25 protein-coding genes are annotated in these 25,295 nt (G+C 58.6%); 11 read left to right on the top strand and 14 right to left on the bottom strand.

Going from position 1 to position 25,295, the window contains the following annotated elements; translation table 11 throughout:
* Positions 1-46 precede the first annotated feature (46 nt).
* The 8 genes from HP15_RS14895 to HP15_RS14860 all read left to right on the top strand — a co-directional run bounded on the left by HP15_RS14895 (position 47) and on the right by HP15_RS14860 (position 8,203).
* A complete protein-coding gene (locus tag HP15_RS14895; protein WP_008169323.1) occupies positions 47-463 on the top strand; it encodes a rhodanese-like domain-containing protein in 417 nt (138 codons plus the stop codon).
* A gap of 144 nt (positions 464-607) precedes the next feature.
* Positions 608-1,111 (top strand): protein-export chaperone SecB, encoded by a 504-nt coding sequence (gene secB / locus HP15_RS14890; RefSeq protein WP_008169324.1) that lies wholly within the window; start codon positions 608-610, stop codon positions 1,109-1,111.
* A 143-nt stretch (positions 1,112-1,254) separates the two neighbouring features.
* The gene (locus tag HP15_RS14885) at positions 1,255-3,264 is read left to right on the top strand and encodes a TonB-dependent receptor plug domain-containing protein (protein ID WP_014578242.1); all 2,010 of its coding nucleotides are present in this window, start codon (positions 1,255-1,257) and stop codon (positions 3,262-3,264) included.
* Between the two features lie 37 nt (positions 3,265-3,301).
* A complete protein-coding gene (locus HP15_RS14880; RefSeq protein WP_041645574.1) occupies positions 3,302-4,426 on the top strand; it encodes an HmuY family protein in 1,125 nt (374 codons plus the stop codon).
* A 4-nt stretch (positions 4,427-4,430) separates the two neighbouring features.
* Positions 4,431-5,504, top strand: coding sequence for a hemin-degrading factor (locus HP15_RS14875; protein WP_014578240.1), 1,074 nt, complete (start codon positions 4,431-4,433; stop codon positions 5,502-5,504).
* Positions 5,501-6,355 carry a heme/hemin ABC transporter substrate-binding protein gene (locus tag HP15_RS14870; protein WP_081449844.1) on the top strand — a complete coding sequence of 285 codons (855 nt, stop codon included), beginning with the start codon at positions 5,501-5,503 and terminating at the stop codon, positions 6,353-6,355. The genes HP15_RS14875 and HP15_RS14870 overlap by 4 nt, the downstream gene beginning before the upstream one ends.
* On the top strand, positions 6,345-7,382 hold the full coding sequence (locus HP15_RS14865) for a FecCD family ABC transporter permease (protein ID WP_014578238.1): 1,038 nt from the start codon (positions 6,345-6,347) through the stop codon (positions 7,380-7,382). Before HP15_RS14870 ends, HP15_RS14865 begins: the two co-directional genes overlap by 11 nt.
* Positions 7,382-8,203 (top strand): heme ABC transporter ATP-binding protein, encoded by an 822-nt coding sequence (locus HP15_RS14860; protein WP_014578237.1) that lies wholly within the window; start codon positions 7,382-7,384, stop codon positions 8,201-8,203. The genes HP15_RS14865 and HP15_RS14860 overlap by 1 nt, the downstream gene beginning before the upstream one ends.
* Here HP15_RS14860 and trmL read toward each other — a convergent pair.
* From trmL to traF, 5 genes are all read right to left on the bottom strand, one after another.
* Positions 8,161-8,625 carry a tRNA (uridine(34)/cytosine(34)/5-carboxymethylaminomethyluridine(34)-2'-O)-methyltransferase TrmL gene (gene trmL, locus HP15_RS14855; protein ID WP_041645572.1) on the bottom strand — a complete coding sequence of 155 codons (465 nt, stop codon included), beginning with the start codon at positions 8,623-8,625 and terminating at the stop codon, positions 8,161-8,163. The genes HP15_RS14860 and trmL overlap by 43 nt on opposite strands.
* A 5-nt stretch (positions 8,626-8,630) precedes the next feature.
* Complete coding sequence (locus HP15_RS14850) at positions 8,631-9,809, bottom strand: acetyl-CoA C-acetyltransferase (RefSeq protein ID WP_041645570.1); 1,179 nt, start codon at positions 9,807-9,809, stop codon at positions 8,631-8,633.
* 125 nt (positions 9,810-9,934) lie between these two features.
* A complete protein-coding gene (locus HP15_RS14845; protein ID WP_014578235.1) occupies positions 9,935-10,681 on the bottom strand; it encodes a pteridine reductase in 747 nt (248 codons plus the stop codon).
* Positions 10,682-10,690: 9 nt separating this feature from the next.
* Positions 10,691-11,812 carry a CCA-adding protein gene (locus HP15_RS14840; protein WP_014578234.1) on the bottom strand — a complete coding sequence of 374 codons (1,122 nt, stop codon included), beginning with the start codon at positions 11,810-11,812 and terminating at the stop codon, positions 10,691-10,693.
* Between the two features lie 175 nt (positions 11,813-11,987).
* Positions 11,988-13,289: a conjugal transfer protein TraF gene (traF, locus tag HP15_RS14835; protein WP_008169329.1), complete on the bottom strand. Its 1,302-nt coding sequence runs from the start codon at positions 13,287-13,289 to the stop codon at positions 11,988-11,990.
* Positions 13,290-13,537: 248 nt separating this feature from the next.
* On the opposite strand from traF, the gene HP15_RS14830 reads away from it, so the two are divergent.
* Positions 13,538-14,086, top strand: a complete 549-nt coding sequence (locus HP15_RS14830) for an LPP20 family lipoprotein (protein ID WP_014578232.1) — start codon at positions 13,538-13,540, stop codon at positions 14,084-14,086.
* A gap of 36 nt (positions 14,087-14,122) precedes the next feature.
* Complete coding sequence (locus tag HP15_RS14825) at positions 14,123-15,328, top strand: flagellar assembly protein T N-terminal domain-containing protein (protein ID WP_014578231.1); 1,206 nt, start codon at positions 14,123-14,125, stop codon at positions 15,326-15,328.
* Between the two features lie 12 nt (positions 15,329-15,340).
* Here HP15_RS14825 and HP15_RS14820 read toward each other — a convergent pair whose 3' ends face one another.
* From HP15_RS14820 to trhP, 8 genes are all read right to left on the bottom strand, one after another.
* Positions 15,341-15,811, bottom strand: coding sequence for a SufE family protein (locus HP15_RS14820; RefSeq protein ID WP_008169334.1), 471 nt, complete (start codon positions 15,809-15,811; stop codon positions 15,341-15,343).
* A complete protein-coding gene (sufT, locus tag HP15_RS14815; RefSeq protein ID WP_008169336.1) occupies positions 15,812-16,354 on the bottom strand; it encodes a putative Fe-S cluster assembly protein SufT in 543 nt (180 codons plus the stop codon).
* Between the two features lie 39 nt (positions 16,355-16,393).
* Positions 16,394-16,747, bottom strand: a complete 354-nt coding sequence (locus tag HP15_RS14810; protein ID WP_008169339.1) for a HesB/IscA family protein — start codon at positions 16,745-16,747, stop codon at positions 16,394-16,396.
* A 13-nt stretch (positions 16,748-16,760) separates the two neighbouring features.
* Positions 16,761-18,014, bottom strand: coding sequence for an aminotransferase class V-fold PLP-dependent enzyme (locus tag HP15_RS14805; RefSeq protein ID WP_014578230.1), 1,254 nt, complete (start codon positions 18,012-18,014; stop codon positions 16,761-16,763).
* Positions 18,015-18,020: 6 nt separating this feature from the next.
* Positions 18,021-19,307, bottom strand: a complete 1,287-nt coding sequence (sufD, locus tag HP15_RS14800; RefSeq protein ID WP_008169342.1) for a Fe-S cluster assembly protein SufD — start codon at positions 19,305-19,307, stop codon at positions 18,021-18,023.
* 12 nt (positions 19,308-19,319) lie between these two features.
* Positions 19,320-20,093, bottom strand: a complete 774-nt coding sequence (gene sufC / locus HP15_RS14795; protein WP_008169344.1) for a Fe-S cluster assembly ATPase SufC — start codon at positions 20,091-20,093, stop codon at positions 19,320-19,322.
* Positions 20,094-20,300: 207 nt separating this feature from the next.
* On the bottom strand, positions 20,301-21,749 hold the full coding sequence (gene sufB / locus HP15_RS14790) for a Fe-S cluster assembly protein SufB (protein ID WP_008169346.1): 1,449 nt from the start codon (positions 21,747-21,749) through the stop codon (positions 20,301-20,303).
* A gap of 478 nt (positions 21,750-22,227) precedes the next feature.
* Complete coding sequence (gene trhP / locus HP15_RS14785) at positions 22,228-23,553, bottom strand: prephenate-dependent tRNA uridine(34) hydroxylase TrhP (protein WP_041645569.1); 1,326 nt, start codon at positions 23,551-23,553, stop codon at positions 22,228-22,230.
* A 158-nt stretch (positions 23,554-23,711) separates the two neighbouring features.
* On the opposite strand from trhP, the gene HP15_RS14780 reads away from it, so the two are divergent.
* Positions 23,712-24,068 carry a helix-turn-helix transcriptional regulator gene (locus HP15_RS14780; RefSeq protein WP_014578227.1) on the top strand — a complete coding sequence of 119 codons (357 nt, stop codon included), beginning with the start codon at positions 23,712-23,714 and terminating at the stop codon, positions 24,066-24,068.
* Positions 24,069-24,074: 6 nt separating this feature from the next.
* On the opposite strand, the gene fabB is transcribed toward HP15_RS14780, so the two are convergent.
* Positions 24,075-25,286 carry a beta-ketoacyl-ACP synthase I gene (gene fabB, locus HP15_RS14775; protein WP_008169352.1) on the bottom strand — a complete coding sequence of 404 codons (1,212 nt, stop codon included), beginning with the start codon at positions 25,284-25,286 and terminating at the stop codon, positions 24,075-24,077.
* Positions 25,287-25,295: the final 9 nt, after the last annotated feature.

Below are 25,295 nucleotides of genomic sequence, written 5' to 3'. Positions count from 1 at the left end.
AGCAGGCTGTGTATAATTCCGCCAAACTCATTATCAGGGTAAATTCATGGACCGGTTGTTTGAATTTGTCGTTAACCACTACATTCTTGTGTCGCTGTTCGTGGCATTCCTGGTTGCCATTCTCATTCTGGAGTCCCGTCGTGGCGGTGCCAAGATCTCGGCCCAGGGTGCGGTCAATCTGATCAACAAGGATGAAGCCGTTGTAGTCGACATCCGGGACCGCAAGGAGTTTGGTGAGGGCCGCATTACCGGCTCGATCAACATTCCCCTGAACAGCCTGAAGAGCCGGGTTGGTGAGCTGAGCAAGTTCAAGGACAAACAGATCATCGTTGCCGACAAGATGGGCCAGCATTCTGCCATGGCGGTTAAACAGCTGAACGCGGAAGGCTTCAGCAATGTGGTTCGCCTGAACGGCGGTGTTGCCGACTGGAAAGCCAGCAATCTTCCGCTGGTGAAGAAATAGAGCGGCCCTTGATCTGAAGATCATTCTGCCGCACTGTTTCACATAAGCCGGCCCGGCGCCAACGTAGAATGTCCCGGCAGCACACTTCATAACATCCCATAACAACGGGCCCCGAGCCCATGATCGAGAACGAAAGGATTGAAAATGGCTGAGAATCAGCAAGCCGCAGCAGGCAGTGACAACCAGAACCAACCCCAGTTTGCCCTTCAGCGCATCTATGTGAAGGACCTGTCTTTTGAGTCACCCAACTCTCCGCTGGTATTTCAGGAGCAGTGGAAGCCGCAGGTGAATCTGGATCTGAATACGTCTCACAACAAGGTCAGCGACAACCAGTATGAAGTTGTGCTTTCCCTGACCGTCACCGCGAAAGTGGGTGAAAAGGTAGCCTACATCGTCGAGATCCAGCAGGGCGGCGTGTTCCTGGTTCAGGGCATCGAAGGCCAGCAGCTGGGCCAGATGCTGGGCGCCTACTGCCCGACCATCCTGTTCCCGTATGCGCGCGAAGCGATCGACGGTATTGTGAGCAAGGGCAGCTTCCCGGCCCTGATGCTGGCGCCGGTGAACTTCGACGCCATCTATGCCCAGGCGCTCAAGCGCAAGCAGGAAGAAGCTGCTGGTGAGGCAAGCGAAGAACAGCAGACTCACTGATCTGCGGCAGATCAAGCAGAAATAGAAAAACCGGCTCCGGCCGGTTTTTTTGTGCCTATACAAAAATTCCGGGTGAGGCATTGATATAAATCTAAAATCAAACGATAATCGTTCGCATTAAATATCTGTCGTTTGGTTGCTCCATGTATTCACGAAAATCTCATCTGTCTCTGTTTTGTCTTTCTCTGGCGGTTCTGGCCTCTGGCGACGCGATCGCTGACAGCCAGCCAACCGGCTACTTGAACGAACTTGTTGTGACCGGAACCCGCAGCGAGCGAAAGTTGCTGGACACGCCGGTCCGAACGGAAGTGGTTACCGTCGAAGAGCTTGAGAAAACCCACGCTCGCAACCTGAAAGAGGCTCTGGAAAACGTCCCGGGATTGCAGCTTCGCGAAATCCACGGCAAGCCCGGATACGAGGTCTGGCTCCAGGGAATTGAATCTGATCGTGTGTTGGTTCTGATCGATGGTATGCCAATGACGGCCACCACCGGATCGACGGTGGACGTCAGCCAGTTGGCCGTGCTCGATATCGAGCGGGTGGAAGTGGTCAAGGGCGCTGTCTCTGCCCAGTATGGCAGCTCCGGTATCGGTGGCGTGGTTAATATCATCACCCGTCCGCCGGCTTCCGGGCTTTCCGGCCAATTTACCACGGATGGTGGTACCTATGGTGAGCAGAATCCCTCGGGCGATGAAGCCGACCCTGCGCGATATTCGGCCCGAGCCACGGTCCAGGGAGGTAGTGAACAGCTTGCCCTGCGTCTTTCTGCATCTCACCAGCATTCCGATGGCATCGATCCGGAGCCGGACACCTGGGCCCGGCCGGGTGATGAATACGATCGGACCGATCTCAGCTTCCGCACCGACTGGTCTCCGAACGCCAACCATCAACTGAGCGCTGCGGTCGCCCGGTTCGAGGAGGAGTCCGGGTCACGATTCACCGAGCGCAATCCGCCTTTTGTTATCAATCAGGGCAAGGATGAAACAGTCACCCGTACCCGCTATACGTTGGCCGGGGATCATGGTCGGAATTCGGATCTGCGTGCCGGTTGGTCTGCCGTCCACGAGGTCCTGAACGACGATACCTTGAAGTATACCGGCAGCGGGGTCTTTGATGACCGTCGTGCCGAATCCACGCTGTCCCGTTTTTCGGCTCATCTGGGCAAGCCGGTGGGGTTCACTCACCACCTGCAGGGTGGCGTTGATTTCAACCGTGAAACCCTCGAGCAGACCAAAGATGGCGCTTCCGAACTCGGCGCGGAACCTCGTCGGCAGCGTGAAAGCCAGGAAGCCTGGGTTCAGGACACCTGGATGCCCACTGAACATCTTGAGCTGGTGCCCGGCGTCCGGTTCCAGAATGACTCCGACTTCGGAACCTACACAGCACCCAAGATCAATGCACGCTACGACCTGGTCCGGACGGATTCGCTGACGGGCTTCCTGCGTGGTGGCGTTGGCGCCGGATACCGGGTGCCGAATCTGAAGGAAAGGTACTTCACCTTTGACCACAGCCAGCTTGGCTACATCGTGCAAGGAACGCCGGATCTGCAACCGGAAGAATCCGTCAGCTACCAGTTTGGGGGAGGGCTGTCCTGGAACCGGACTGCATGGCTGGAAGTGAACGCCTTCCTTAATGACATCGAGCAACTGATCCAGACCTCACCGGATGCTGAGGCTACCCGGGCGCGGAACGACGGCGTTCAGGTTTTCTCCTACGAAAATCTCGCCGAGGCGAGGACCTGGGGATTCGAAACCACGGCTGGCTGGGAGCCTTCCCAGCACTGGCGGCTTACCGCCGGCTATACCCTGACCCGAACCGAAGAGGTAGCAACAGGCAATGAGCTGAACCGTCGCCCGAGGCACCAGGCGCGTCTTGGGCTGGACGGACCACTTTTGCTGGCCGGCCTGTCCTGGGGCGCGCGGCTTCGCTACCAGAGTGAAGAATTCGTGGATGCTGCCGCAGGAACCAAATCTCCGGGGTATACCACGGCCGATCTGAAGCTGAATTACCAGTTCTCGGACCAGCTCCGACTGTTTGCCGGTGCCGACAACATCACCGACGAGCAGCGCGACTTTTCCAATGCCAGTGAAGATTTCAGACCAGTCGCCGGGCGCTTCCTCTACGCCGGGCTCACAGTTTCCTTTGGCGAATGATGCCTGACCACCAAAAAACCATATGAAGGAGATATCCATGGATCTTTTCGATACCAGACCCCCGGCCATTGTGCTGGCTGCCCTGGCTTTGACGGCCTGTGGCGGAGGCAGTGACAACTCCATTGCAGAGGACGATGCGACTGATGTCAGCAGCTTTTCCGAGCAGTTGATGCCCGCGGCAACAGAGACGGTCTACCTGAATCTGGAAACCGGAGCGATGGTGGAAGAAGACGACGACTGGCACATCGCTGCCAACCGTTTGAACTTCAAGGTGAACAGCGGTGCCTCCGGAAGTGGCCGCGTTGTCGGCGCCCTGTCCGTTGCCCAGGACGATTTCTACGACGGCAACGGTGATCCCGACGCGAATGTGTTCACCAACGCGACCGCCATTTCCGAGGAAGAGCATTTGTTGGGTATCCTTGAGGAACCGGCAAGCTGGCAAGCAGACGAATTCGCCAGCGCGTTCGGCGCCTCTGACGCCTGGTCCCAGTACGATTCCGCTACAGGGATCATCTCCGAAAAGGCTGATGTGGGCTACCTGGTGCGCTCTGCCGAGGGCGACAGCTACGCCCGAATGCGGGTTGTCGACTTCAATTTCCCCACCCGCAAGGGCCAGGGCATCGAAGGTTTCACATTCGAGTTTAACGTGCAGGCTTCAGGCGCGTCGCAATTCAGTCCCACACCCATTTCGTTCACGACGCCCACAGGCTACGACGGCGGCGACGCATGTTTCGATTTTGACTCGGCATCCGCAGTCGATTGCGCTTCCAGCGAGGTCTGGGATGTCCAGGTCGGTTTCTCCGGTCGCGACTGGTACCTGAAATCCAACAGCGGGGTATCCGGTAACGGCAGTGGCGGCGCCTCTGACCAGATGACGTGGAGCGAACTTGCCGGCAATGACAGCGATCCGGGCGTTCCCCAGATCTACAACACCGACTCGACCGGCGGCGTATTCACGGATAACACCTGGTATGCCTACAACCTGACCAATCAACACAAGATCTGGCCGAACTTCCGGACCTTCCTGATCAAAGCGGATACCGATGATCCTCAGTCCACGGTCTGGGCGCTGCAGATTGTCGGCTACTACGACCAGAACGGAACCAGTGGCCAGCCTACGGTAAGTTGGCTGCCCGTTGAACCCCAGCAGGCGCAGGAGTAAACCCATGCAACAGACAGCGATGGCAACAGGCACGGCAGCCGATTCACTGGCAGCGCGCTGGCAGACACTGCAAGAAGCAGAGCCAAACATGAGGATCCGCCAGATGGCGGATAAGCTGGGTGTCAGCGAAATGGAGCTGGTTCTGCTGCGTGGCGGCGACGAACTGATTCCTCTCAAGGACAGTTTCGCGGATCTTCTCAAGGCCCTTGAAGACGTCGGGCCGGTGATGATTCTGAGCCGCAACAACGAGGTGGTTCATGAAGTGACCGGCACCTTCAAGGATTTCACCAGTGGCAGGTCCGGGGCCATGGGGCTGGCCGTTGGTGAAATCGATATCCGGGTCTTTTTCAAACACTGGGCCTATGGCTACCGGGTGCAGGAAAAGGTTCGCTCCGGGTTAAGGGAGAGTCTGCAGTTCTTCGATCAGTACGGGGCTGCGGTCCACAAGATCTACAGGGTTGCCGATACCGATGGCGACGCATGGGAGCGCCTGATCCATTCCTTCGCCGATCAAGAGCTGAGGCCGTTCAAGCCTCAGGGCGCGCGCCCAGTTCCGCAGCGGGTGGCGCCAGAGGCGGTCAAAACAGAGGTTCTTCGCCAAGGCTGGTGTGAGCTCAAGGATGTCCATCATTTCGGTGCGCTTCTGAAACGGGCCGGCACCGATCGGCTGACGGCGCTGGAGCTCCTGAGAGGCGAATGGGCTACCGAGCTTGAGCGTACCGAAGGCGACGTGCTGGACCGGCTACTGGAGCTGCTTCGGGATAATCAATGCCCGGCCATGTTCTTCGTGGGCAATCCCGGCATCGTGCAGATATTCACAGGCAAGGTGGCCAATCTGCGCCGCACCGGTCCCTGGATGAACGTTCTGGACAGCGGTTTCAACCTCCATGCCAATACCGAATCTATCCGGTGTTGGTGGCTGGTCCGGCGTCCCTCCGCAGATGGCATTATCACGTCAGTGGAGGCCTTCAATGCCGACGGTGAGCTGGTGTTGACCGTGTTTGGCGAGCGCAAGCCCGGCATCCCCGAATCCGAACTCTGGCGGGAGCAGGCGGCGACCCTGGAGGCTTTGTCATGATATCCAGGGTTCTTGCGTGCCTCCTGTTGGCTACCGCTTTCGCGTCTACCGCCCAGGCGGCGGATTCGCCGCGGGTTGTGACGGCTGACGGAGCAATCACCGAGATTGTGTACGGACTGGGCCTGGAGTCCCTGCTGGTAGGTGTGGACACCACCAGCGGGTATCCGGCACAGACCGAGTCCCTGCCCAAAATTGGCTACCTGCGGGCATTGCCTTTTGAAGGGGTGCTGGCCCTGAAGCCGGATCTGCTGATTACCTCCGAGCAGGCCGCTCCGGAGGAAAATCTGGAGCGCCTGGCCAGGGCCGGTGTTCAGATCGAGAAGCTGCCGTCGGCACGGACGCCGGAGGCTGCGCTGAAGCGGATTGTGACTGTGGGGGAATTGCTAGGTGAGGAGGAAAAGGCAGAAGTCCTCGCCTCGGAACTCCGGTCGAAGATCGACCGTATTCAGCAGGCATCGGCAAACCGGGAAAAGCCGCCCACGGTGCTATTCATTCTCGCTGCCGGAAATCATTCCGTGATGCTGGCGGGGGAAGGGACCTCTGCCTCAGCATTGCTGGACGCTGTCGGCGCGGTCAATGCCGTGTCGGGGATCCAGGGCTACAAGCCGGCGAACCGGGAGGCCATCCTCGCTTCCCGACCGGATGCCATTGTGATTGCTGAATCCACGCCGGGCCAGTTCATGATCGATTCCTGGCCGGAGGTGGAGCATCTCGATGCCTGGCAGAGCGGTCGCCGGCTGGTGGCGGACGGCATGATGCTGCTGGGTTTCGGCCCGAGGCTGCCTGACGCCATGGCCGCAATGAACAGTGTATTGCCTGACCCTTCGCAAGTGGCAGCCAATGATTCTTGATGCCGCGGGGCGCTTCGGTTTTGGGCCATCACTGGTGGTCGCATTACTGGCCGCCGCGCTTGTTGCTCTGGTGTCTGTTACCAGTGGCGCTTACCCGCTGGCATTCGGGGATATCCTGAGCGTGATAACTGGTCGGGAAGCGAACGATCCGGTGGCGTCCATGGTGCTGCTGGAAGTGCGAATGCCGAGATTCCTGCTCGGCTTTCTGGTTGGAGCGGTGCTGGCAGTCTCCGGTGCCCTGCTGCAGGGACTGTTTCGCAACCCTCTGGCCGACCCGGGGCTGATCGGGGTATCCGCCGGCGCTTCACTGGCGGCCATTGCGGTGATCGTGCTGGGGAATACCTGGCTGGGTGGCTGGTTGGCCATGACCGGCGAGTGGGCTTTGCCCATTGCCGCCTTTCTTGGCGGCAGTGGCACGGTTCTGCTGGCCTGGCGCGTTGCCAACAAGTCGGGACAAACAGCGGTAGCAACCCTGTTACTCGCCGGTATTGCGATTAACGCCATAGCTGGCGCGGCCACAGGGTTGCTGACCTTCTATGCTAACGACGAAGAGCTGCGTTCCTTGACCTTCTGGACCATGGGCAGTCTCGGCCACGCCGGCTGGGATGATCTGCTGGTGGGCTCTCCGTTCATGCTGTTGGCATTATTGGCCGCCCCCTGGCTGGCCCGTCCGCTGGATGCATTCCTGCTGGGAGAATCCGTCGTCGGGCACCTGGGCTATCGCACCGATACCGTCAAGAAAGCCGCGATCCTGGTGGTTGGCCTGGGCGTGGGAGCTGCTGTTGCGGTCAGTGGACTGATCGGGTTTGTCGGCCTGGTGGTGCCACACCTCGTACGCCAGCTACTTGGTGCCAGTCACCGGGTGGTGTTACCCCTCAGTGCCCTTGTGGGCGGCACCCTTCTGGTGGCCGCGGATTCCCTGGCAAGGATGGTGGTAGCACCGGCGGAACTGCCCATAGGCCTGATGATGGCTCTGATCGGCGGTCCCTTCTTTCTTGCGCTGCTTTTGAGAACAAAGGTGATCTGATGGTTCTTTGCATTAACAACGTCAGTGTCTCTCTCGAGCGTTCCCGGATTGTCCATGGCATTGATTGCCACCTCGAGGCAGGAGAAGTGTTGATGCTCCTGGGCCCGAACGGTGCTGGCAAGTCGACTCTGCTCAGGGCGATCAGTGGTGATCTTCCCTATGGCGGCAGCGTGACGCTTTCCGGCCAAGAACTCGGGAAATGGCGCCCGGAGCGGCTGGCCCGTCAGCGAGCGGTCATGCCCCAGCGGGTGGAGGTTAATTTTCCGTTGACGGTCGAGGAAGTGGTACAGCTGGGTCGCCCCGGGACCGCTCGGGGTGGCAGTGACCCGACGGTAGATCGACTGATGGAAGAGTTGGATATTGCCCACCTGAGATATCGGCTGGTTCCCGGACTGTCCGGTGGTGAGCAGCAGCGGTTGCAACTGGCACGGGTGCTGGCCCAGATTATCGACAGCCCAGGAGACAGGCTATTGCTGCTGGACGAATGCACTGCCGCTCTGGATCCGGCCCATCAGCAATTGGTGCTGGATCTGGTTCGACGTCTGGCCAAGGCAGAAGGTATGGCGGTCCTGGCGGTTGTCCACGATCTTAACCTGGCGGCCCAATTTGCAGATCGCCTGCTGTTGATGAGGGAGGGCCGACTTGTTCATGAAGGCTCGGCGCGTGAAGTGCTTACGCCTGAACTGTTGGAAACCGTCTACGGCTTCACGGCGAGAGTAGTTGAACTGGAGGAAGGCTACCCAATGGTTGTGCCAGCCCGAACAGGGCCATCCAGCGCTTACACCGCGCCCTGGAATCCCAGCTGCCGCCAAGCCTCGTAAACCACCAGGGCTGCGGTGTTGGAGAGATTCAGGCTCCGGCTTTCCGGTTGCATTGGAACCCGCAGGCGGTGCTCGGGCACCAAACCCTCGCGGACATCACCTGGAAGGCCGCGGGTTTCTGGACCAAACATCAGGTAGTCGCCGTCCTGGTAGGTCACTTGGTGGTAGTGGGTGCTGCCCTTGGTGGTCAGCCCGAACAGGCGCCCGGGCTGCTCGCTGGCCAGGAAGTCCTGGTAGTTCCTGTGGATCTTGACCGTGGCGTACTCGCTGTAATCCAGCCCGGCCCGCCGCATTTGCTTGTCTTCCAGGTTAAAACCCAGAGGTTCGATCAGATGCAGCTGGCAGCCGGTGTTGGCGCAGAGCCGGATGATATTGCCGGTGTTCGGCGGTATCTCCGGCTCGTACAGCACAACGTGGAGCATGAAGCTTAGCGCTCGACGGCCAGGGCAACGCCCATGCCGCCTCCGATGCACAGTGTGGCCAGGCCCTTGTGAACATCGCGGCGAACCATTTCATGCAGCAGGGAGACCAGAATGCGGCAGCCGGATGCGCCGATGGGGTGGCCCAGGGCAATGGCACCGCCGTTCACGTTAACCTTGCCGGTGTCCCAGCCCATGTCGCGATTCACAGAAATGGCCTGGGCTGCGAAGGCTTCGTTGGCTTCCACCAGATCCAGATCCTCCGTGCTCCAGCCTGCAAGCTTCAGACACCGCTGGCTGGCCGGGATCGGGCCGGTACCCATAATCGTCGGGTCCACGCCTGCGTTAGCGTAAGCCTTGATGGTGGCAATCGGAGTCAGCCCCAGTTCTTCCGCTTTCTCGGCACTGCAGACCATCACGGCTGCGGCGCCATCGTTGAGGGATGAGGCGTTGCCGGCGGTAACGGTGCCGTCTTTCTTGAAGGCCGCACGGAGTTTGCCAAGCCCCTCGGCAGTGACGCCGTCGCGAGGACCTTCATCGCGGTCAACGACTATCGGGTCGCCCTTACGCTGGGGAATGGAGACCGGAACAATCTGGCCATCGAAATAGCCGGCTTCGCGAGCGGCGGCGGCCTTCTGCTGGGACGCCGCTGCAAACTCGTCCTGCTCGTCCCGGCTGATGCCGTATTTCTCGACGATGTTCTCGGCCGTGATGCCCATGTGGTAATCGTTGAAGGCGTCCCAAAGGCCGTCCTTGATCATGGTGTCCACCATGGACCAGTTGCCCATCCGCTGGCCATTCCGGCTGTTGGGCAGCACATGGGGCGCCTGGCTCATGCTCTCCTGGCCACCGGCGATCATCATCTCGGCGTCGCCACACCGGATGGCCTGCACCGCCATGTGAACCGCTTTCAGGCCGGAGCCGCAGACCTTGTTGATGGTCATGGCGGGCACCGAGGCAGGAATGCCCGCGTTGATGGCAGACTGGCGAGCCGGGTTCTGGCCGCAACCGGCGGTAAGCACCTGGCCCAGCACCACCTCGTTGATCTGGTCGCCGGCTACACCGGTTTCTTCAAGGATCGCCTTGATCACAGCGGTTCCCAACTGGTCTGCGCTCAGGCTGGAGAGACCTCCGCCAAAGGTTCCGATAGCAGTACGGCGGGCGGCAACAATAACGACATCACGCATGGGAATTCTCCGGATCATTGGCGCGCGCGGGCCGTGAGCCGACGCGTGCAGGATTGAAAACTGCCGGCATTGTATCCGGAAAGCGGCGCCCGGCCAAAGAACAGGCCTTGAGCGGGCAGAGGGAGCTACATGTTCAGGCTTCGACCGCCATCAACAGAGATGATTTGACCGGTGATAAAGGGCGCATCGCAGATCAGGAACGCAATGGTTTTGGAAATATCGTCGGGGTTGCCGGTGCGGGCCAGTGGCGTCTTCTGGAGAATTGCCTGTTGGGCGGATTGGTCCATCTCGGCTTCGCCCTCTGGCCACAGGATTGCGCCTGGCGATACGCCGTTCACGCGCACGTCCGGCGCCAGGTCTTTCGCCCAGGAGCGTGTCAGCGCAGCCAGGCCGGCCTTGGTGGCGCAGTACAGCGGGTGATCATCGATGGGCCTTTCGCTGTAAATATCGATCAGATTTACGACGCTGCCGCGGTTTCGTCGAAGTTCGGCAAGACATTTCTGGAGCAGGAAAAATGGGGCCCTCAGGTTGGTGTTCAGGATCGTGTCCCAGTCGTCTTCGGTGGCGTCTGCGGTCGGGGTGGGGTAGAAGACCGACGCATTGTTCACCAGTGCGTCCAGTCGGCCCCACTGCGCGACGGCGTCACTGGCCAGCTGATCGACTCCAGCCAACTGGCTCAAATCTGCCCGGAGGGCGCAGGCGGAGTCTGGCCGTTCGCGGTTCATCTGCGCAATCAGTGAGTTCGCCTGCTCTTCCCGGCTCCGGTAGTGAATCACCAGGTTCCAGCCTCTTTCGTGAAGTGTCCGGGCTGTCTGTGCGCCAAGGCGGTGGGCTGCGCCGGTGATCAGGGCAACAGGCGTTGTGGACGGCATGGTGCCTCCTCAGTGGTTGGTCGGGGCGACGGCGTCGCCGATGCGTTTCAGGCGCTCGGTGCGGATCGCGTTGCCCAGTTCCTTGCCTTTATACCCTTGCGCCAGGAGGGTTCTCGGCTCAACGCCGGTCGCCGCTTCCGAAGCGGTTCGCAGCAGGTCCAGTGTGAGGGAATCGCCCGGCAAGGCGCACTCGAGCACCTTCGTGAGTTGCGAAAAACGTTCCGGGCGGCGCCAGACGTCCGCCTGGTCGAGCAGGTCCAGAAGCGTTTCGGCTTCCGGGCGTTGCGCATCAATGTCCCGGATCTGGGGTGTGAAGGCAGTAACCAGTCGCGCCAGATTCTGACAGTCATTGGGTGCCTTTAGGGCTTTGGCCCGGTCCTTTGCAACAGGGGCATCCAGTGGGGAGAGCAGGGCCGCAAAACGCTCCTCCGTCTCGGCGTGCAAGCGGCGGTGGACGCAGCCAAGTGCCGCCATCGCGAGTTGAAAAACTTTTTCCGAAGCTAATTCTGGAATAAGAACCTCAAGGGCGCCGCAGTCACGAAGAACTTCGAAAAAGGCCTCGGGCGCCTGTTCATGCAGCGCCCGCTGGAATTCTTGCCAGACCCGTTCGGGCACCAGGTGGTCTACTTCTCCGCTATCCACCATGCGCTTCATCAGGGCCATGGTCTGGTCGCACACGGAAAATCCCAGCGGGTGAAAGCGGGCTGCGAACCGGGCGGTGCGCAGAATTCTCAGGGGGTCCTCGGCGAAGGCCTCCGAGACATGCCGAAGCTTGCGATCTTCAATATCTCGGCGGCCTTCAAAGGGGTCGACCAGATCGCCGTTTTCAGCTTTTGCCATCGCATTGATGGTCAGGTCCCGGCGCTTCAAATCCTGCTCAAGGGTGACGTCGGGCGCGCTGTAAACAGTGAAGCCGTGGTAGCCGCGACCCTGTTTCCGTTCGGTGCGAGCCAGGGCATATTCTTCCCGGGTTCGGGGATGCAGAAATACCGGGAAGTCCGCACCCACCTGCTTGAAGCCGTTGGCTAGCATTTCCCTTGGAGTTGCGCCGACCACCACCCAATCCCGGTCCTTGACCTCAAGGCCGAGTAATTCGTCACGAACGGCACCGCCAACCAGATAGGCCTGCATGAAATCGCTGATTCCTTTCGGGAGTGTGTCGGTGGATTATCCGGTTCCCGGGCAGGGCAGGCAAACCTGTGACGCATGAGGGCCATAAAAAAGCCCGCCCGGATTGCCCGGGCGGGCTTTGATTGGAGCTTGCGGTCAGATGAAATCTTCATCGGACCCCACTTTCAGCTTTCCATCAGAACGCGGTGCCAAGCTCCAGGGCGGCACCGGCATCTGCATCGCTGTACAGGGCGCCGATATCGAGGCGGACGCCGACAATGTTCAGTCCGAGACCTGCCGTGAACTGGGTTTTCTCTTCAATGCCGTCGTTGTCATCGTTGCTGGCCAGGTTGTGGCGAACACCCACCCGCAACTGGGCGTAACGGAAGGCGTCGAATTCGGCGCCAAGGGCTGCCCACTGGGTGTCGTCCTCAAAGCCAAAGGCTTCCTTTTTGGTCAGGTCCACTTCCGCGGTGATAACGTGGTATTCGCTCTTGTGCGCGATGCCCGCTGTAACCATCGGGTCCAGCTTTAATGTGCGAACTTCCTCTCCGAGCAAAGGCCGGCTCGCAGCGGAGTCGAGCTCCATGGGGATCAGGTTTTTAACGACAATTCCGGTGTTCCACTGGTTGGAATCACCAAAGCTGTAGGCTGCGCCCACGTCGAGGTTGAAGCCGCTCTTTTCAGTCTGATACTGGTCATCGTCGAATTCGTCATCTTCGAAACCGGAAACCGCTTCCGTGTACTGGAAGGTGCGCAGCTCCACGTATTTCGGCGACAGGCCAAGCTGGAAGCTGTTGCCATCCTGTAGCTCAAAAGCCCGTGCGAAGCTGATGCCCACTTCCCCGACGGCGGATGCCAGTATTTTTCCTTGTGATGTCAGGTTCAGGGTGCCATTCGTACTGATCTGGTCGACGGCATTCTGAACGTCCTGGGCCGTTGCTGCAGTGGCAATCGCATTCAGTGCGGTAATATCCTGATCGGACACGTCACCACGAACGGTTGCTGTCAGGTTTGCATTGGTAAACACGCCGACAGCCAGAGATTGTCCCGGCACAGCCAGGCCCAGCCCCAGACCGGCGTTCACTCGCATGGTGTCCCTGTCGAATTCGGTCAAACGGTCGCTGAGATCGGCGGCGCCGTCCTGAATACTTTGTGGGTCGTCGGTATTGGGATCAAAACCGGAAACCAGCGATTCAAGATCAGTGATTACATCCTGGATATCATCCACCTGGTCAACTGTTTCTTCCTCATCCGCTGCGCGAGCATTCACCGAGGGCAGCATCAACCCAAAATCATCGTTCCAGCTGTGGTGATCGGAGGCCATCATCGCCGGGTTATCCATCGGCGCTGATGATGGTGTTGCTACAGCGACGCCAGTGCCACCCATGGCAAAAGAGCGGGCAGACATAAACGACTGCGGGCTGGCCAGTGCAGAACTGGTGGCAATGGAAAGACCAATAGCCAGAGAAAGTTTGGTCAGGCGATATCCGGTCATGAAGAATCCTGTCAGGTAAAAAGGCAAAATAGATGTTACGTACCTGAAAGGGTAAGGCAGAACCTTATCCAGCTCATGACGCATGGGGTAACGGTTTGTTTTTGATGTGTAAACAGAGGCAGTTTTTTGCCGCATAGGGATTGCAAAATAATGCGGTTGGGAGTTGTTGATCGGAATATCAGGCAGTTAGAAAAACTGGCGTAGTTTTTTCATGGAAAACCGGAAATGACGTTTTCTGGAGACACGCAATGAACCTTCGCTGGATACTTATGCCTCTGCTGGCAACAACGGTGGCTGCTTGTGCGCCGGTTGGCAGTTATCAGGGGGATAACGGCAACCAGTCCCGCCAGGATACGATGCTGGAGCCAATTACTGTGCGGGTGAGCGGTCTGGGTACCTATGAGGATGTTGCGGCCGACCGTTCAAATACCCGCAAACGTCTGATGGCCCGGCGGGCCTCCCAGCTGGACGCCTACCGGAATCTCGTTGAACGGGTCTACGGTACCGTCGTGTACGGCAGTTCCACCGTTAATGATTTTGTGCTGCGCAATGACACCTTCAGAACCTACGTGGACAGCTACATTCGCGGCGCCAAATTGGTCGCGGTCAACGAGCACAGCGACGGTGTCTTCGAAACGGTAATGGAACTGAAGCTCGAGCCACGTTTCCGGGCCTGTGTGGCCAAGGTTGCTGATGATCAGGTGCGGGATCTCTGCCCGATTCCCATGCCGCAGGAAAATGACAGCGTGGGCGATGTGCAGAGCAAAGGCGTGGATTCCCTGTATTACCTTGATTGATCGAGAGTATAGAGAGTGTAGGGAGTATCGAGAATTATGAAACGCTTGCTGTCACTGGCTGTGCTCGGAGCTCTGGCGCTCTTCGTGGTTTCTGCCGCCCATGCGGTGGTTCTGGAAGGCGTGGGCCACGCCAATATCCATAATGGCAACCTGGAAGCCGCCCGGGCCGAGGCCCGCAAGGCCGCAATCCGGGACCTTTCCCTGCAGTATGAAGCCAGGGTTAGCACGCACGACACCATGAAAAACGGCGTGATCACTGAGTCACGGATGGATCTGGCGTCAAGCGCCAGAGCCCGGAATGTGCGGGTAATTGATGAGTACCAGAGTGGCAATCTGTTGCGGGTGATTGTCCGGGGCGATATCAGCGAGAGTCGCAGCCAGTGTGGATCTGGAGATTCCGGACGCCTGAAAAAGCGCGTCGCAGTGACCGGGTTTCCTGTCTTGTATCCGGACCAGGCCAGAGTCGGGCGGATTGATGACGCCGGCGAAATCTTGCCGCAACAACTCCAGCAGCGGTTGGTGGCTCAGGGCGGATTGCAGGTCTTTGGTGCGACAACCTCACGGATGTTCACGGATCTGCTGAACGCGCCTACGGTACAACAGGGCGACAATCGATTGACCAATGTACTGGAACTGGCCCGTGAAATGGGCGTTCAGTTCGTAGTGACAGGCGTTATCCGGGATCTTGGCGTTGCGGATCCGTCAGCGTGGGGCACCTCCGTGCTGGATAAAATGCAGCGGGGCATCGGGGCAGTAGATCAACGGCGCCGGTTTGCGGCTGATCTCGTTATCTTCGACGGTTTCAGTGGTGCGCCGGTCTATCGTCAGAGATTTGAAGCCGCAGCCGACTGGGATGCCGGGCCTGGCAGTTCAGCAGGGTTCGGTTCTGCCGGCTTCCAGAAAACCGCCTACGGCCAGGCTGTCGAGGATGTTATCGCAGACATGGCGATGGCAGTAACGGATGCATTGGCGTGTCAGCCCTTCATGACCAGAATTGCGCGGGTAGACGACTTTTCTGTAACGCTGGAATCCGGGGCTACAGCAGGCCTCAGACCGGGTGATGAGTTGAAGATCTATCGCAGCAAGCGCTACCTGGAATCACCAGATGACTCACCAGAGTTGCAAGACAGCGACTTGTCAGTGACTCTCGAAAAAGTTCAGCCGCATTTCAGTCGGGGTACCATGCCGCAACTGGGCGGCATCGTGAATATCCAGAGAGATGATATAGCGATTATCTGGTAGGGCCGACGGGCATCAGTTGCTGGCGTTGGCCACCTCGGCGGCCGCAATGTCGCGGATCTTGCCAACCATCGCCCTGAGCCCGTTGCCGCGGGTCGGGGAAATGTGCCGGAACAGGTCCAGCTGCTCGAACAACTCATCAATGTCCGTGGCCAGCAGGTCCCTCGGGGTTTTGCCGTTAAGGGCGACCAGGATGATGGCAGCCAGTCCACGAACAATCATGGCGTCGGAGTCAATCAACAGGTACAGCCGGCCACTGTCTTCATCGTAGTGATGAATCAGCCAGACCTGGCTCTGGCAGCCATGAACATAGTTTTCTTCAACCCGGGATTCTTCGGGAAACGCAGGAAGCTGCTTGCCCAGATCAATGATAAAAGCGTAGCGCTCTTCCCAGTCGTCCAGCAGCTCGAAGCCATCGAGAACGTCATCCAGGGTGGTGTCTTTACCCAGGGGGTTGTTCAGAAAGTCCTGTTCACTGGCAGTCATTTACAGCATTCCCAGTTCGAGTTTGGCTTCGTCGGTGAGCATTTCGTTGCTCCAGGGCGGATCGAAGGTCAGTTCAACGGTCACCTTGTCCACATTGGGCACATGCTCGAGCTTGGTTTTCACATCTTCGGTTATCACCGGGCCCATGCCGCAGCCGGCGGCAGTCAGGGTCATCAGCACGTACACATGGTTGCCGTCTTCGGTGCCATTTTCAATCCTGCACTCGTAAATCAGGCCCAGATCCACCACGTTCACCGGAATTTCCGGATCGTAGCAGTTCTGCATGGCTTCCCAGACCTGGTTTTCGTTGACGGTGCCGTCTTCCGGGGTTTCGAAGCTGCTTTCCAGGGGTTTCTTGCCGAGCGCGTCGGCATTGTGGCCTTCAATCCGGGCAAGGTTACCGTTAACAGCGACCGTAAAGGTGCCACCCAGTGACTGCGTGATGGTCACAAAGGTGTCCGACGGAATCATGATTTCGGTTCCGGAAGGAACAAGGCGGGCTTCCACCTCGCGTTTGGTCAGGACCACTTCCCGTTCTTGCATGCCTGTTCGGGCCTCGCTCTTTTCAATCTTTATATCGGATTACGCGACGGTAAAACTCTCGCCGCAACCGCACTCTGCGGTGGCGTTCGGATTGCGGAACTGGAACATGGAGTTCACGCCCTCCGTCACAAAATCGATCTCGATGCCGTTCACCAGCGGCAGATGCTCTTCTTTCACGAAAACATCGACGCCATCAATGTGAAACACCTTGTCGTCGGCGGCGGTGTCTTCCACCCATTGGGTTTCGTATTTGAAGCCGGAGCAGCCACTTTTCTTGATGGCCAGCCGAATGCCCTTGGCGTCCGGCTTTTTCTCCAGCTGTTTGCGCACGTGCTTGACCGCGCTGGGCGTCATGGTGACGGCGACGGTCGGGGTGAAGACTTCGGCTGTCATAATTCCACCTCCATCAGGCAAACAGACGCTGGACTTTCTGCAGGGCGGTAAACAATGTATCCACCTCGTCCAGAGTATTGTAGAACGCGAATGAAGCCCTGGCTGTACCGGGAACTCCATAGAAATCCATCAGCGGCATGGCGCAATGGTGGCCCGTGCGGATTGCGATTCCCTGCTGATCCAGCAGCGTGCCTATATCACTGGGGTGCAGGCCCGCAATTTTAAAGGATATAACCGGCACTTTGTTTTTTGCCGTACCGATAATCTCCATGCCGGGTACGGTTTCCACCAGCTGGTTGGCCCGCTCAAGGAGGGCGGTCTCGGCCGCTTCCATGGCGGAACGATCCAGGCCGTTCAGGTAGTCGATGGCGGCTCCCAGTCCGACTGCCTCGGCAATGGCCGGGGTGCCTGCCTCGAATTTGTAGGGCAGGGTATTCCAGGTGGTTCGCTCAAAGGACACTCGTTCGATCATCTCGCCACCGCCCTGGTAGGGAGGCATTTCCTCCAGCAACTGGGCCTTACCGTAAAGCACACCAATACCTGTGGGGCCAAACAGCTTGTGCGATGAGAACACGTAAAAGTCGCAGCCCAGCGCCTGAACGTCCGGCTGGTAATGAGGTACCGCCTGGGCCCCGTCCACCAGGGTGATGATGCCGTGGGCCTTGGCCTGTTCAATCAGGGCCGCCACCGGGTTCACCGTGCCAAGAACGTTGGAAACGTGGGTGATTGCCAGCACCCGGGTCTTCTCATTGAGCAGGCTGGTGAAGGACTCGAGGTCCAGCTCGCCTTCCGGTGTCACCTGAACAGGCACCACTTTCGCACCCGTGCGCTCGGCAATCATCTGCCAGGGCACGATGTTGGCGTGGTGTTCCATGTGGCTCACCAGGATCTCGTCGCCAGCCTTCAGGCGCGGGGCGAGGCCGTTGGCAACCAGGTTGATGGCCTCGGTCGTGCCGCGGGTCCAGATAATTTCCCGGGTGCTTTCGGCGTTCAGGAAGTTTCGAACTGTCTCGCGGGCACCCTCGAAGGCGGAGGTCGCACGGTCTCCCAGCGTATGGGCGCCCCGATGGACGTTGGAGTGCATCTCACGGTAATACCGATCCATGGCATCCAGCACAGCCTCCGGCTTCTGGGCCGACGCACCGTTGTCCAGATACACCAGGGGCTTTCCGTTTACCTGCTGGGACAGGATCGGGAAATCCCGGCGAATCGCGTCCACGTCGAAGGTGGTGCGCTTGGCGGTGCTTGCCACGGACAGATCGGTCATAACCGGTTACGCCTCCTGAAATGTCTGTTCGAAGAAGTGGTTCAGACGGCCCTGGACCGTCTCCCGCACTGCTTCAACCGGAATCTGCTCGACCAGCTCGTTGATAAAGGCCATGGTGAGCAGAACGTTCGCCTGACGCCGGCCGATACCCCGTGAAACCAGGTAAAACAGCGAGATTTCGTCAAGCTGGCCGATGGTCGCGCCATGGGCACATTTCACGTCATCGGCATAAATTTCCAGTTCCGGCTTGGTGTCAATCTCTGCCCCGTTCGACAGCAGCAGGTTCTTGTTGTTCATATCCGCATTGGACTTCTGGGCGTCCTGATGGATATGAATCCGGCCATTGAACACGGCGTGGGACTGGTCCGCTGCGATATTGCGATAGGTTTCTTCGCTGTTGCAGTGGGCAGCCACGTGCTCGATGGTGGTGTGGTTGTCATAGTGCTGTTTGCCCTGGGTAACAACTACCCCGTTGAGCTTGCACTCAGCGCCTTCACCTTCAAGCCGTACCTGCAGATCATGCCGGCGCAGGGGGCCACCAAACCCAACGGTATGGCTTTCAAAACGGGAGCTGCGCTGTTGCAGGACGCCGGTTGAGCCAATGTGCTGGACGTTCTCACCTTCCATGTTCAGGCGAATGCTGGTGATGTTGGCGCCGTCGGCCACATTGAATTCAGTGACGGTATTGACCATGACCTGGGCCGAGCCGCTGGAGATGTACTCCTCCACGAGCGTAATCTGGCTATGACGGCCGGCATCCACGAAAATGCGCGGGAAAGCCGAACCGCTGGCCTCGGCCGTTACCTCATGAACAATGAACAGTGGCTGGTCGAGCACTGCGTCTGGCTTCAGGCGAATCAGCAGGCCGTCTTCAAAACGGGCGGAATTCAGCCGTGCCATCTGAACCGCCTTGTTGTCCAGGGTGCTGTCCAGGCGGTCCGCCAGATCGCTGGCTTCCTCATCGCTCAGATCGCCGAAGCTCTTGATGCTGATGCCGTCCAGATCCGGATATTCGCAGGCCTCTGGCATCATTACACCGTTAAGGAACGCAACCTTGTAGCCGGGCACTGCCAGGCCGCTGCCGGTCTTGCCATCCGCCGGCAGGGAGATGGCCATGTCGTCGGTCAGCTTCAGGTACTTGCTGGAGTATTTCCAGTTTTCGGTTTTCCGGGTCGGCAAGGGCATGTCGACCAGAGCGGTTCCACGCTGCTTGCGCAGGGCGAGCAGGGGCTCCGGCAGGGACTGCCCGGCCGGGTGCAGGAACGCGGTGGAAAGAGTGGGTGCTGGTTTCATTCCGCGACCTCCTTAGTTGGCTGAACTGTCGGCAGTTTCTTCATCCTTGATGCCCAGCCAGCCGTAGCCGCGTTCTTCCAGCTCCAGCGCCAGCTCGCGGCCACCGGATTTGATGATCTTGCCGCCCGCCAGAACGTGCACGTAGTCCGGCACAATGTGGTTCAGCAGACGCTGGTAGTGAGTCACCATCAGGATGGCGCGGTCTTCCGCGCGCAGAGCATTCACGCCGTCAGAAACAACCTTCAGGGCGTCGATATCGAGCCCGGAGTCGGTCTCGTCGAGAATCGCCAGCTTCGGCTGCAGCAGCAGGGCCTGCATGATCTCATTACGCTTCTTCTCACCACCGGAGAAGCCTTCGTTGACGCCCCGCTTCAGGAACGCCGGATCCAGATCCACCTGCTTGGAAATTTCTTTGGCGAGCTTCATGAACTCGGCCGCGTTCATCTCGTCCTGGCCCTTGTGCTGGCGCATGGCATTCACGGCGGTGCGCAGGAACTGCAGGTTGCTCACCCCGGGGATCTCCACCGGGTACTGGAACGCCAGGAAAATGCCTTCGCGGGCACGCTCTTCGGTTTCAAGTTCCAGCAGGTTGTCGCCGTTCAGGGTGATTTCACCCTCGGTAACTTCAAATGCTTCGTTGCCTGCCAGCACCTGCGACAGGGTGCTCTTACCAGAGCCGTTGGGGCCCATGATGGCGTGAACTTCCCCGGCCTTGATTTCCAGGTTGATGCCCTTGAGGATTTCTTTGCCCTCAACGGATGCGTGCAGGTTCTTGATGCTCAGCATTTGTAGGCTTCTCTCTATTCTAAAATTCAGTCTGTAAATTTAGACCCTTTCGGTGCCCGTAAAACGTTCGGGGCAGTGAGCGGGGAAGCTTTCCGGGATCGTCAAAATCATGGATGATTTTGTCGAGCGTACAGGGACGTATTTACAGCGTATCCCGGAAAGCTTCCCCGCTTGCTGACCTTCTCCAGGTCAGCGGGGCATAGACGTTTAACCGACGGACCCTTCGAGGCTTACTTCGAGCAGTTTGCCGGCTTCGACAGCGAACTCCATGGGCAGCTCCTTGAACACTTCCTTACAGAAGCCGTTCACGATCATGGAGACCGCCTGTTCCGGGTCGATACCGCGTTGGCGGCAAAGGAACATCTGCTCGTCGCTGACCTTCGAAGTGGTTGCCTCGTGCTCTACGATGGCCGACTTGTTCTTGCTTTCAATGTAAGGGAACGTGTGGGCGCCGCAGCGGTCGCCGATCAGGAGCGAATCGCACTGGGTAAAGTTACGTGCACCTTCCGCCCCGGGGCCGAATTTCACCAGGCCGCGGTAAGCGTTGGAGCTCTTGCCGGCGGAAATACCCTTGGAGATGATCGTGCTGGAGGTGTTCTTGCCCAGGTGAATCATCTTGGTGCCGGTGTCGGCCTGCTGGTAGTTGTTGGTCAGTGCTACGGAATAGAACTCACCAACGCTGTTTTCGCCACGCAGGACACAGCTCGGATACTTCCAGGTTACCGCGGAGCCGGTTTCGACCTGGGTCCAGGAAATCTTGGAATTCTTGCCGATGGCGGCGCCACGCTTGGTGACGAAGTTGAAGATGCCGCCTTTACCTTCTTCATCACCCGGGTACCAGTTCTGCACCGTGGAGTATTTGATCTGGGCGTCGTCCAGAGCCACCAGTTCAACAACCGCAGCGTGCAGCTGGTTCTCGTCCCGCATGGGCGCGGTGCAACCTTCAAGGTAACTCACGTAGCTGCTGTCTTCGGCAATAATGAGAGTACGCTCGAACTGTCCGGTGTTGGCCGCGTTGATGCGGAAATAGGTGGACAATTCCATGGGGCAGCGAACGCCCTTGGGTACATAGACAAAGGTACCGTCGGAGAAGACCGCGGAGTTCAGCCCGGCGAAAAAGTTGTCACCGGCCGGCACTACCGAGCCCAGGTATTTTTTGACCAGCTCCGGGTAATCCTGGATCGCCTCGGAGATGGAACAGAAGATAACGCCGGCCTTGGCCAGAGGCTCTTTGAACGTTGTTGCTACGGAAACCGAATCGAATACGGCATCAACAGCCACGCCCGCCAGCTTTTCACGCTCGTGCAGGGGGATGCCCAGCTTTTCGTAGGTTTTCAGCAGTTCCGGATCCACTTCGTCCAGGCTCTGGGGCATGTCTTCCGGACGCTTGGGCGCGGAGTAATATGAAATCGAGTTGTAGTCGATTTTCGGATAGCCCACATGGGCCCAGTCCGGCTCGTCCATCTCGAGCCAGCGACGGTAGGCTTTCAGCCGCCACTCCAGCATCCATTCCGGTTCTTTCTTGAGGCCGGAAAGGCGGGCGATAACGTCTTCATTAAGGCCGGGTTCGAATGTGTCGGATTCAATGTCTGTTACAAATCCGTATTCGTATTCCCGTTTGATCAGCTCGTTCACCTCGGTGTCGGTGGTCGCCATGATCGTCGCTCCGTATTCTCTCATCGCGGGCTTGCGCCCTTGGTGTCGCCGGCAGCCTCATGAATGGGCTGTCGATCGAATGTCATCAGTTTGGGTGTTGCAGTGATCTCTCATCCTGTGAGTACGCCCTGCAATCGCTTTTTGGATGACGGATTTCCAAAGCTGATGCTGATAAATAAGCAGAAAAGCAGCTTGAATCCATCGCTTCTGGGCAGCGATTATACAATACCAGAGTAAAATAGTCAGGTATTAATTTGAACGTGGGGTGATTATACCTTAATCGGCCTTTGGGGCACTAAGGGGGTGGTAATGAGGCTGATAGTCTGGCTCTTGTAGGTCTGGGGCTTTTGAGGTGAGTGCATGGCAGGGTGAGCGGGAAGTCTCCCCAGACACGCCGTGAACCCATCCATGGGGGCTTGGTGTTGCCATCCCTGGCAACACACAGTCTGGGGAGACTTCCCCCTCACCCCGCCTCAGACTAATTGCTAGGCGCCGAGGGCAATATTCTGGTGAGGTAGCTGTGGTTCAGATTCTGAGGAAGATCAGCAGGTATCGGAATCCGCACGATATGCCCGCTGCCCGGCGCATAGTCCATGGCCTGGCCGTTTCGGTTTTCCATGACATTAGCCGAGAACCGGATGTTGCCGGCTGGGCTGATCAGTTCTAGTTGGTCGCCGGGCGCGAATTTGTTTTTCACGTCTATGGTCAGCCACTGGTCATCCGTGTCAGTAATGGTGCCAACCACCTGCTGGGTGCCAAGGAATGAGGAGCCCTGTTCGTAGGTCTGGTATTCCCGGGGCATATGGCGGCGCAGGAAGCCTTCGGTATAGCCCCTGTTGGAGAGGGCTTCCAGTTCGTCCATCAGGTTCATGTCGAACGGCTTGCCCTGCATCGCCTCGTCGATGGCTCGGCGGTAGACTTGGGTAGTGCGTGCCACGTAGTAGGTACTTTTGGTTCGGCCCTCAATTTTCAGGGAATGAACGCCCATCTTTGCCAGTTCAGCGACGTGTTGAACGGCTCTCAAATCCTTTGAGTTCATGATGTAGGTGCCGTGCTCGTCTTCATAGGCGGGTATGAATCCGCGCGGGCGGTTGGGCTCTTCCAGCAGGATTTCTTTCGGTGCCACCTCCTGTACATCGCCGCCGCCGCAGGTGGCGATCAGGTCGCCGGTCTGGTCGTGGCCGTGCTGGACCTGTTTGTAGTTCCAGCGGCAGGCGTTGGTGCAGGCGCCCTGGTTGGCGTCCCGGTGGTTCATGTAACCCGAGAGCAGGCAGCGGCCAGAATAAGCCATGCACAGGGCGCCGTGAACGAAGACTTCGAGCTCCATCTCCGGGACCCGTTCGCGGATCTCGCGAATTTCATTCAGGGCCAGTTCACGGGAGAGGATGACTCGGCTGATTCCCTGACGCCGCCAGAACTCTACCGTGGCCCAGTTCACCGCGTTGGCCTGTACTGAAAGATGGATGGGTTGGTCTGGCCATTTTTCCCGCACCAGCATTATCAGGCCGGGATCCGACATGATCAGCGCGTCGGGTTTTTGTTCCAGTACTGGCGCCAGATCCCTCAGATAGGACCGCACCTTGTCGTTGTGAGGTGCTATGTTGGAGACAAGGTAGAACTGTTTGCCCAGTTCGTGGGCCCGTTCAATGCCCGCGCCAAGCGCTGCAACGTCTTTGAAACTGTTGTTTCTTACTCTCAGCGAATAGCGCGGCTGGCCGGCGTAGACCGCATCGGCGCCATAGGCAAAGGCGGTTTCAAGGTGTTCGGGGGTGCCCGCGGGGGCGAGCAGTTCTGGGGTGTTCATAGTGGCTCCGGGCGATTCTGAAAACGGGGCATTCTGCCGTATGCCGTCGGCCGTTCCCTTGATCCTGCTCAAAGGTCTTATTGATTGTTTTCGGCTAACATGTGTACGCTCACGGTTCGGGCTTTTCGAGCCGAAGCGTTGCAAAGGAGGAATTCAGGATGGCATCAAAGCCTCTGACGCCAGAGGTGGCGCGGGCTTCGCTGAGTGTCAGGGTCAGTTCCCTGATCAGTGTTCAGCTTGCTCGTGGCAAAGTTGGTGTGGAAGTCGTGGCGTCGCAGCTGCATATGAGCCGCTACACGTTGCACAAGAAACTGAAGCGTGAAGGGCTGACATTCGCCCGTTTGCTGGAGGATGTTCGCCGCAGGCAGGCGCTGACCTACATGCAGGACAGGACCAAACCGCTGGTGGAGATTGCCGAGCAGCTCGGTTTTTCGGAGTTGAGCGCATTCAGCCGGGCTTTCAAGCGCTGGATGGGAACATCCCCGGCTGAATATCGCTCTGTCAGGCTTTCCTGATCCTGATCAGACCTTTTTGAACACCAGAGAGGCATTGGTGCCGCCAAAGCCAAAGCTGTTGCTCATCACCAGGTCCAGTTTCTGGTTATCCATGCGTTCCCGAACGATCGGGTAGCCTTCGGCCCCTTCATCAAGGTCCTGGATATTTGCCGATGGAGCAATAAAGCCTTCACGCAGCATGATCAGGCTGTAAATAGCCTCATGTACGCCCGCCGCGCCAAGAGCGTGGCCGCAAAGGGGTTTGGTGGAGCTCAGCGGCGGGATCTTGTCGCCAAATGTCTCTTTCAATGCTTTCAGCTCGGTGATGTCTCCGGCCGGGGTGCTGGTGCCGTGAGTATTCACGTAGCTGATTTCGCCATCCAGGTTCTTCATTGCCTGCTTCATGCAGCGCACTGCGCCCTCGCCACTCGGGGCAACCATATCTGCGCCATCGGAAGTTGCACCGAAGCCGACGAGCTCTGCCAGGATGTTTGCGCCCCGCGCTTCCGCGTGCTCCAGCGCTTCGAGGGCCAACACACCGCCACCACCAGAAATCACGAAGCCGTCCCGGTTCGCGTCATAGGTGCGTGACGCCAGTTCAGGCGTGTCGTTGTATTTCGTCGACAGGGCGCCCATGGCATCGAATAGCAGGCTCAGGGTCCAGTGGATATCTTCGCCACCGCCGGCAAACATGACATCCTGGCGCCCGAGAGCGATCAGATCGGCGGCATGGCCGATCGAATGCGCGCTGGTAGCGCAGGCAGAGGTGATGCCGTAGTTGATGCCGCGAATGCCAAACCCGGTTGCCAGTGACGCATTGATCGCACTGCCCATGGTGCGCGGCACGCGATAGGGCCCGACACGGCGGATACCGCGGTCGCGATGGGTATCGATGGAATCCAGCAGCTCAACCGTCGAGGCGCCGCCCTGGCCAAAGATGATACCAGTGGTGTCGGCCTTGATGTGCTCATCGGTCAGCCCGGCCTGCTCGATAGCCTCAAGCATCGCCAGATAGGTGTAACCGGAAGCGGGGCACATGAAACGCCACAGTTTCCGGTCAATCAATTCGGGCAGGTTCAGGTTGATCTGGCCGCAGATGTGGCTGCGCAGACCATTGTCCCGGGCTTCTTCGCTAAAGCCGATGCCAGAACGGGATTCCCTGAGTGACTGTGCGACTTCCTTCTGGTTGGTACCAAGGCTGGAAACAATGCCCATACCGGTGATTACAACACGACGCATCCTGTTAAC

This window comes from Marinobacter adhaerens HP15, assembly GCF_000166295.1.
Classification (GTDB): domain Bacteria; phylum Pseudomonadota; class Gammaproteobacteria; order Pseudomonadales; family Oleiphilaceae; genus Marinobacter; species Marinobacter adhaerens.
This window is presented reverse-complemented; position numbering and strand designations above follow the sequence as displayed.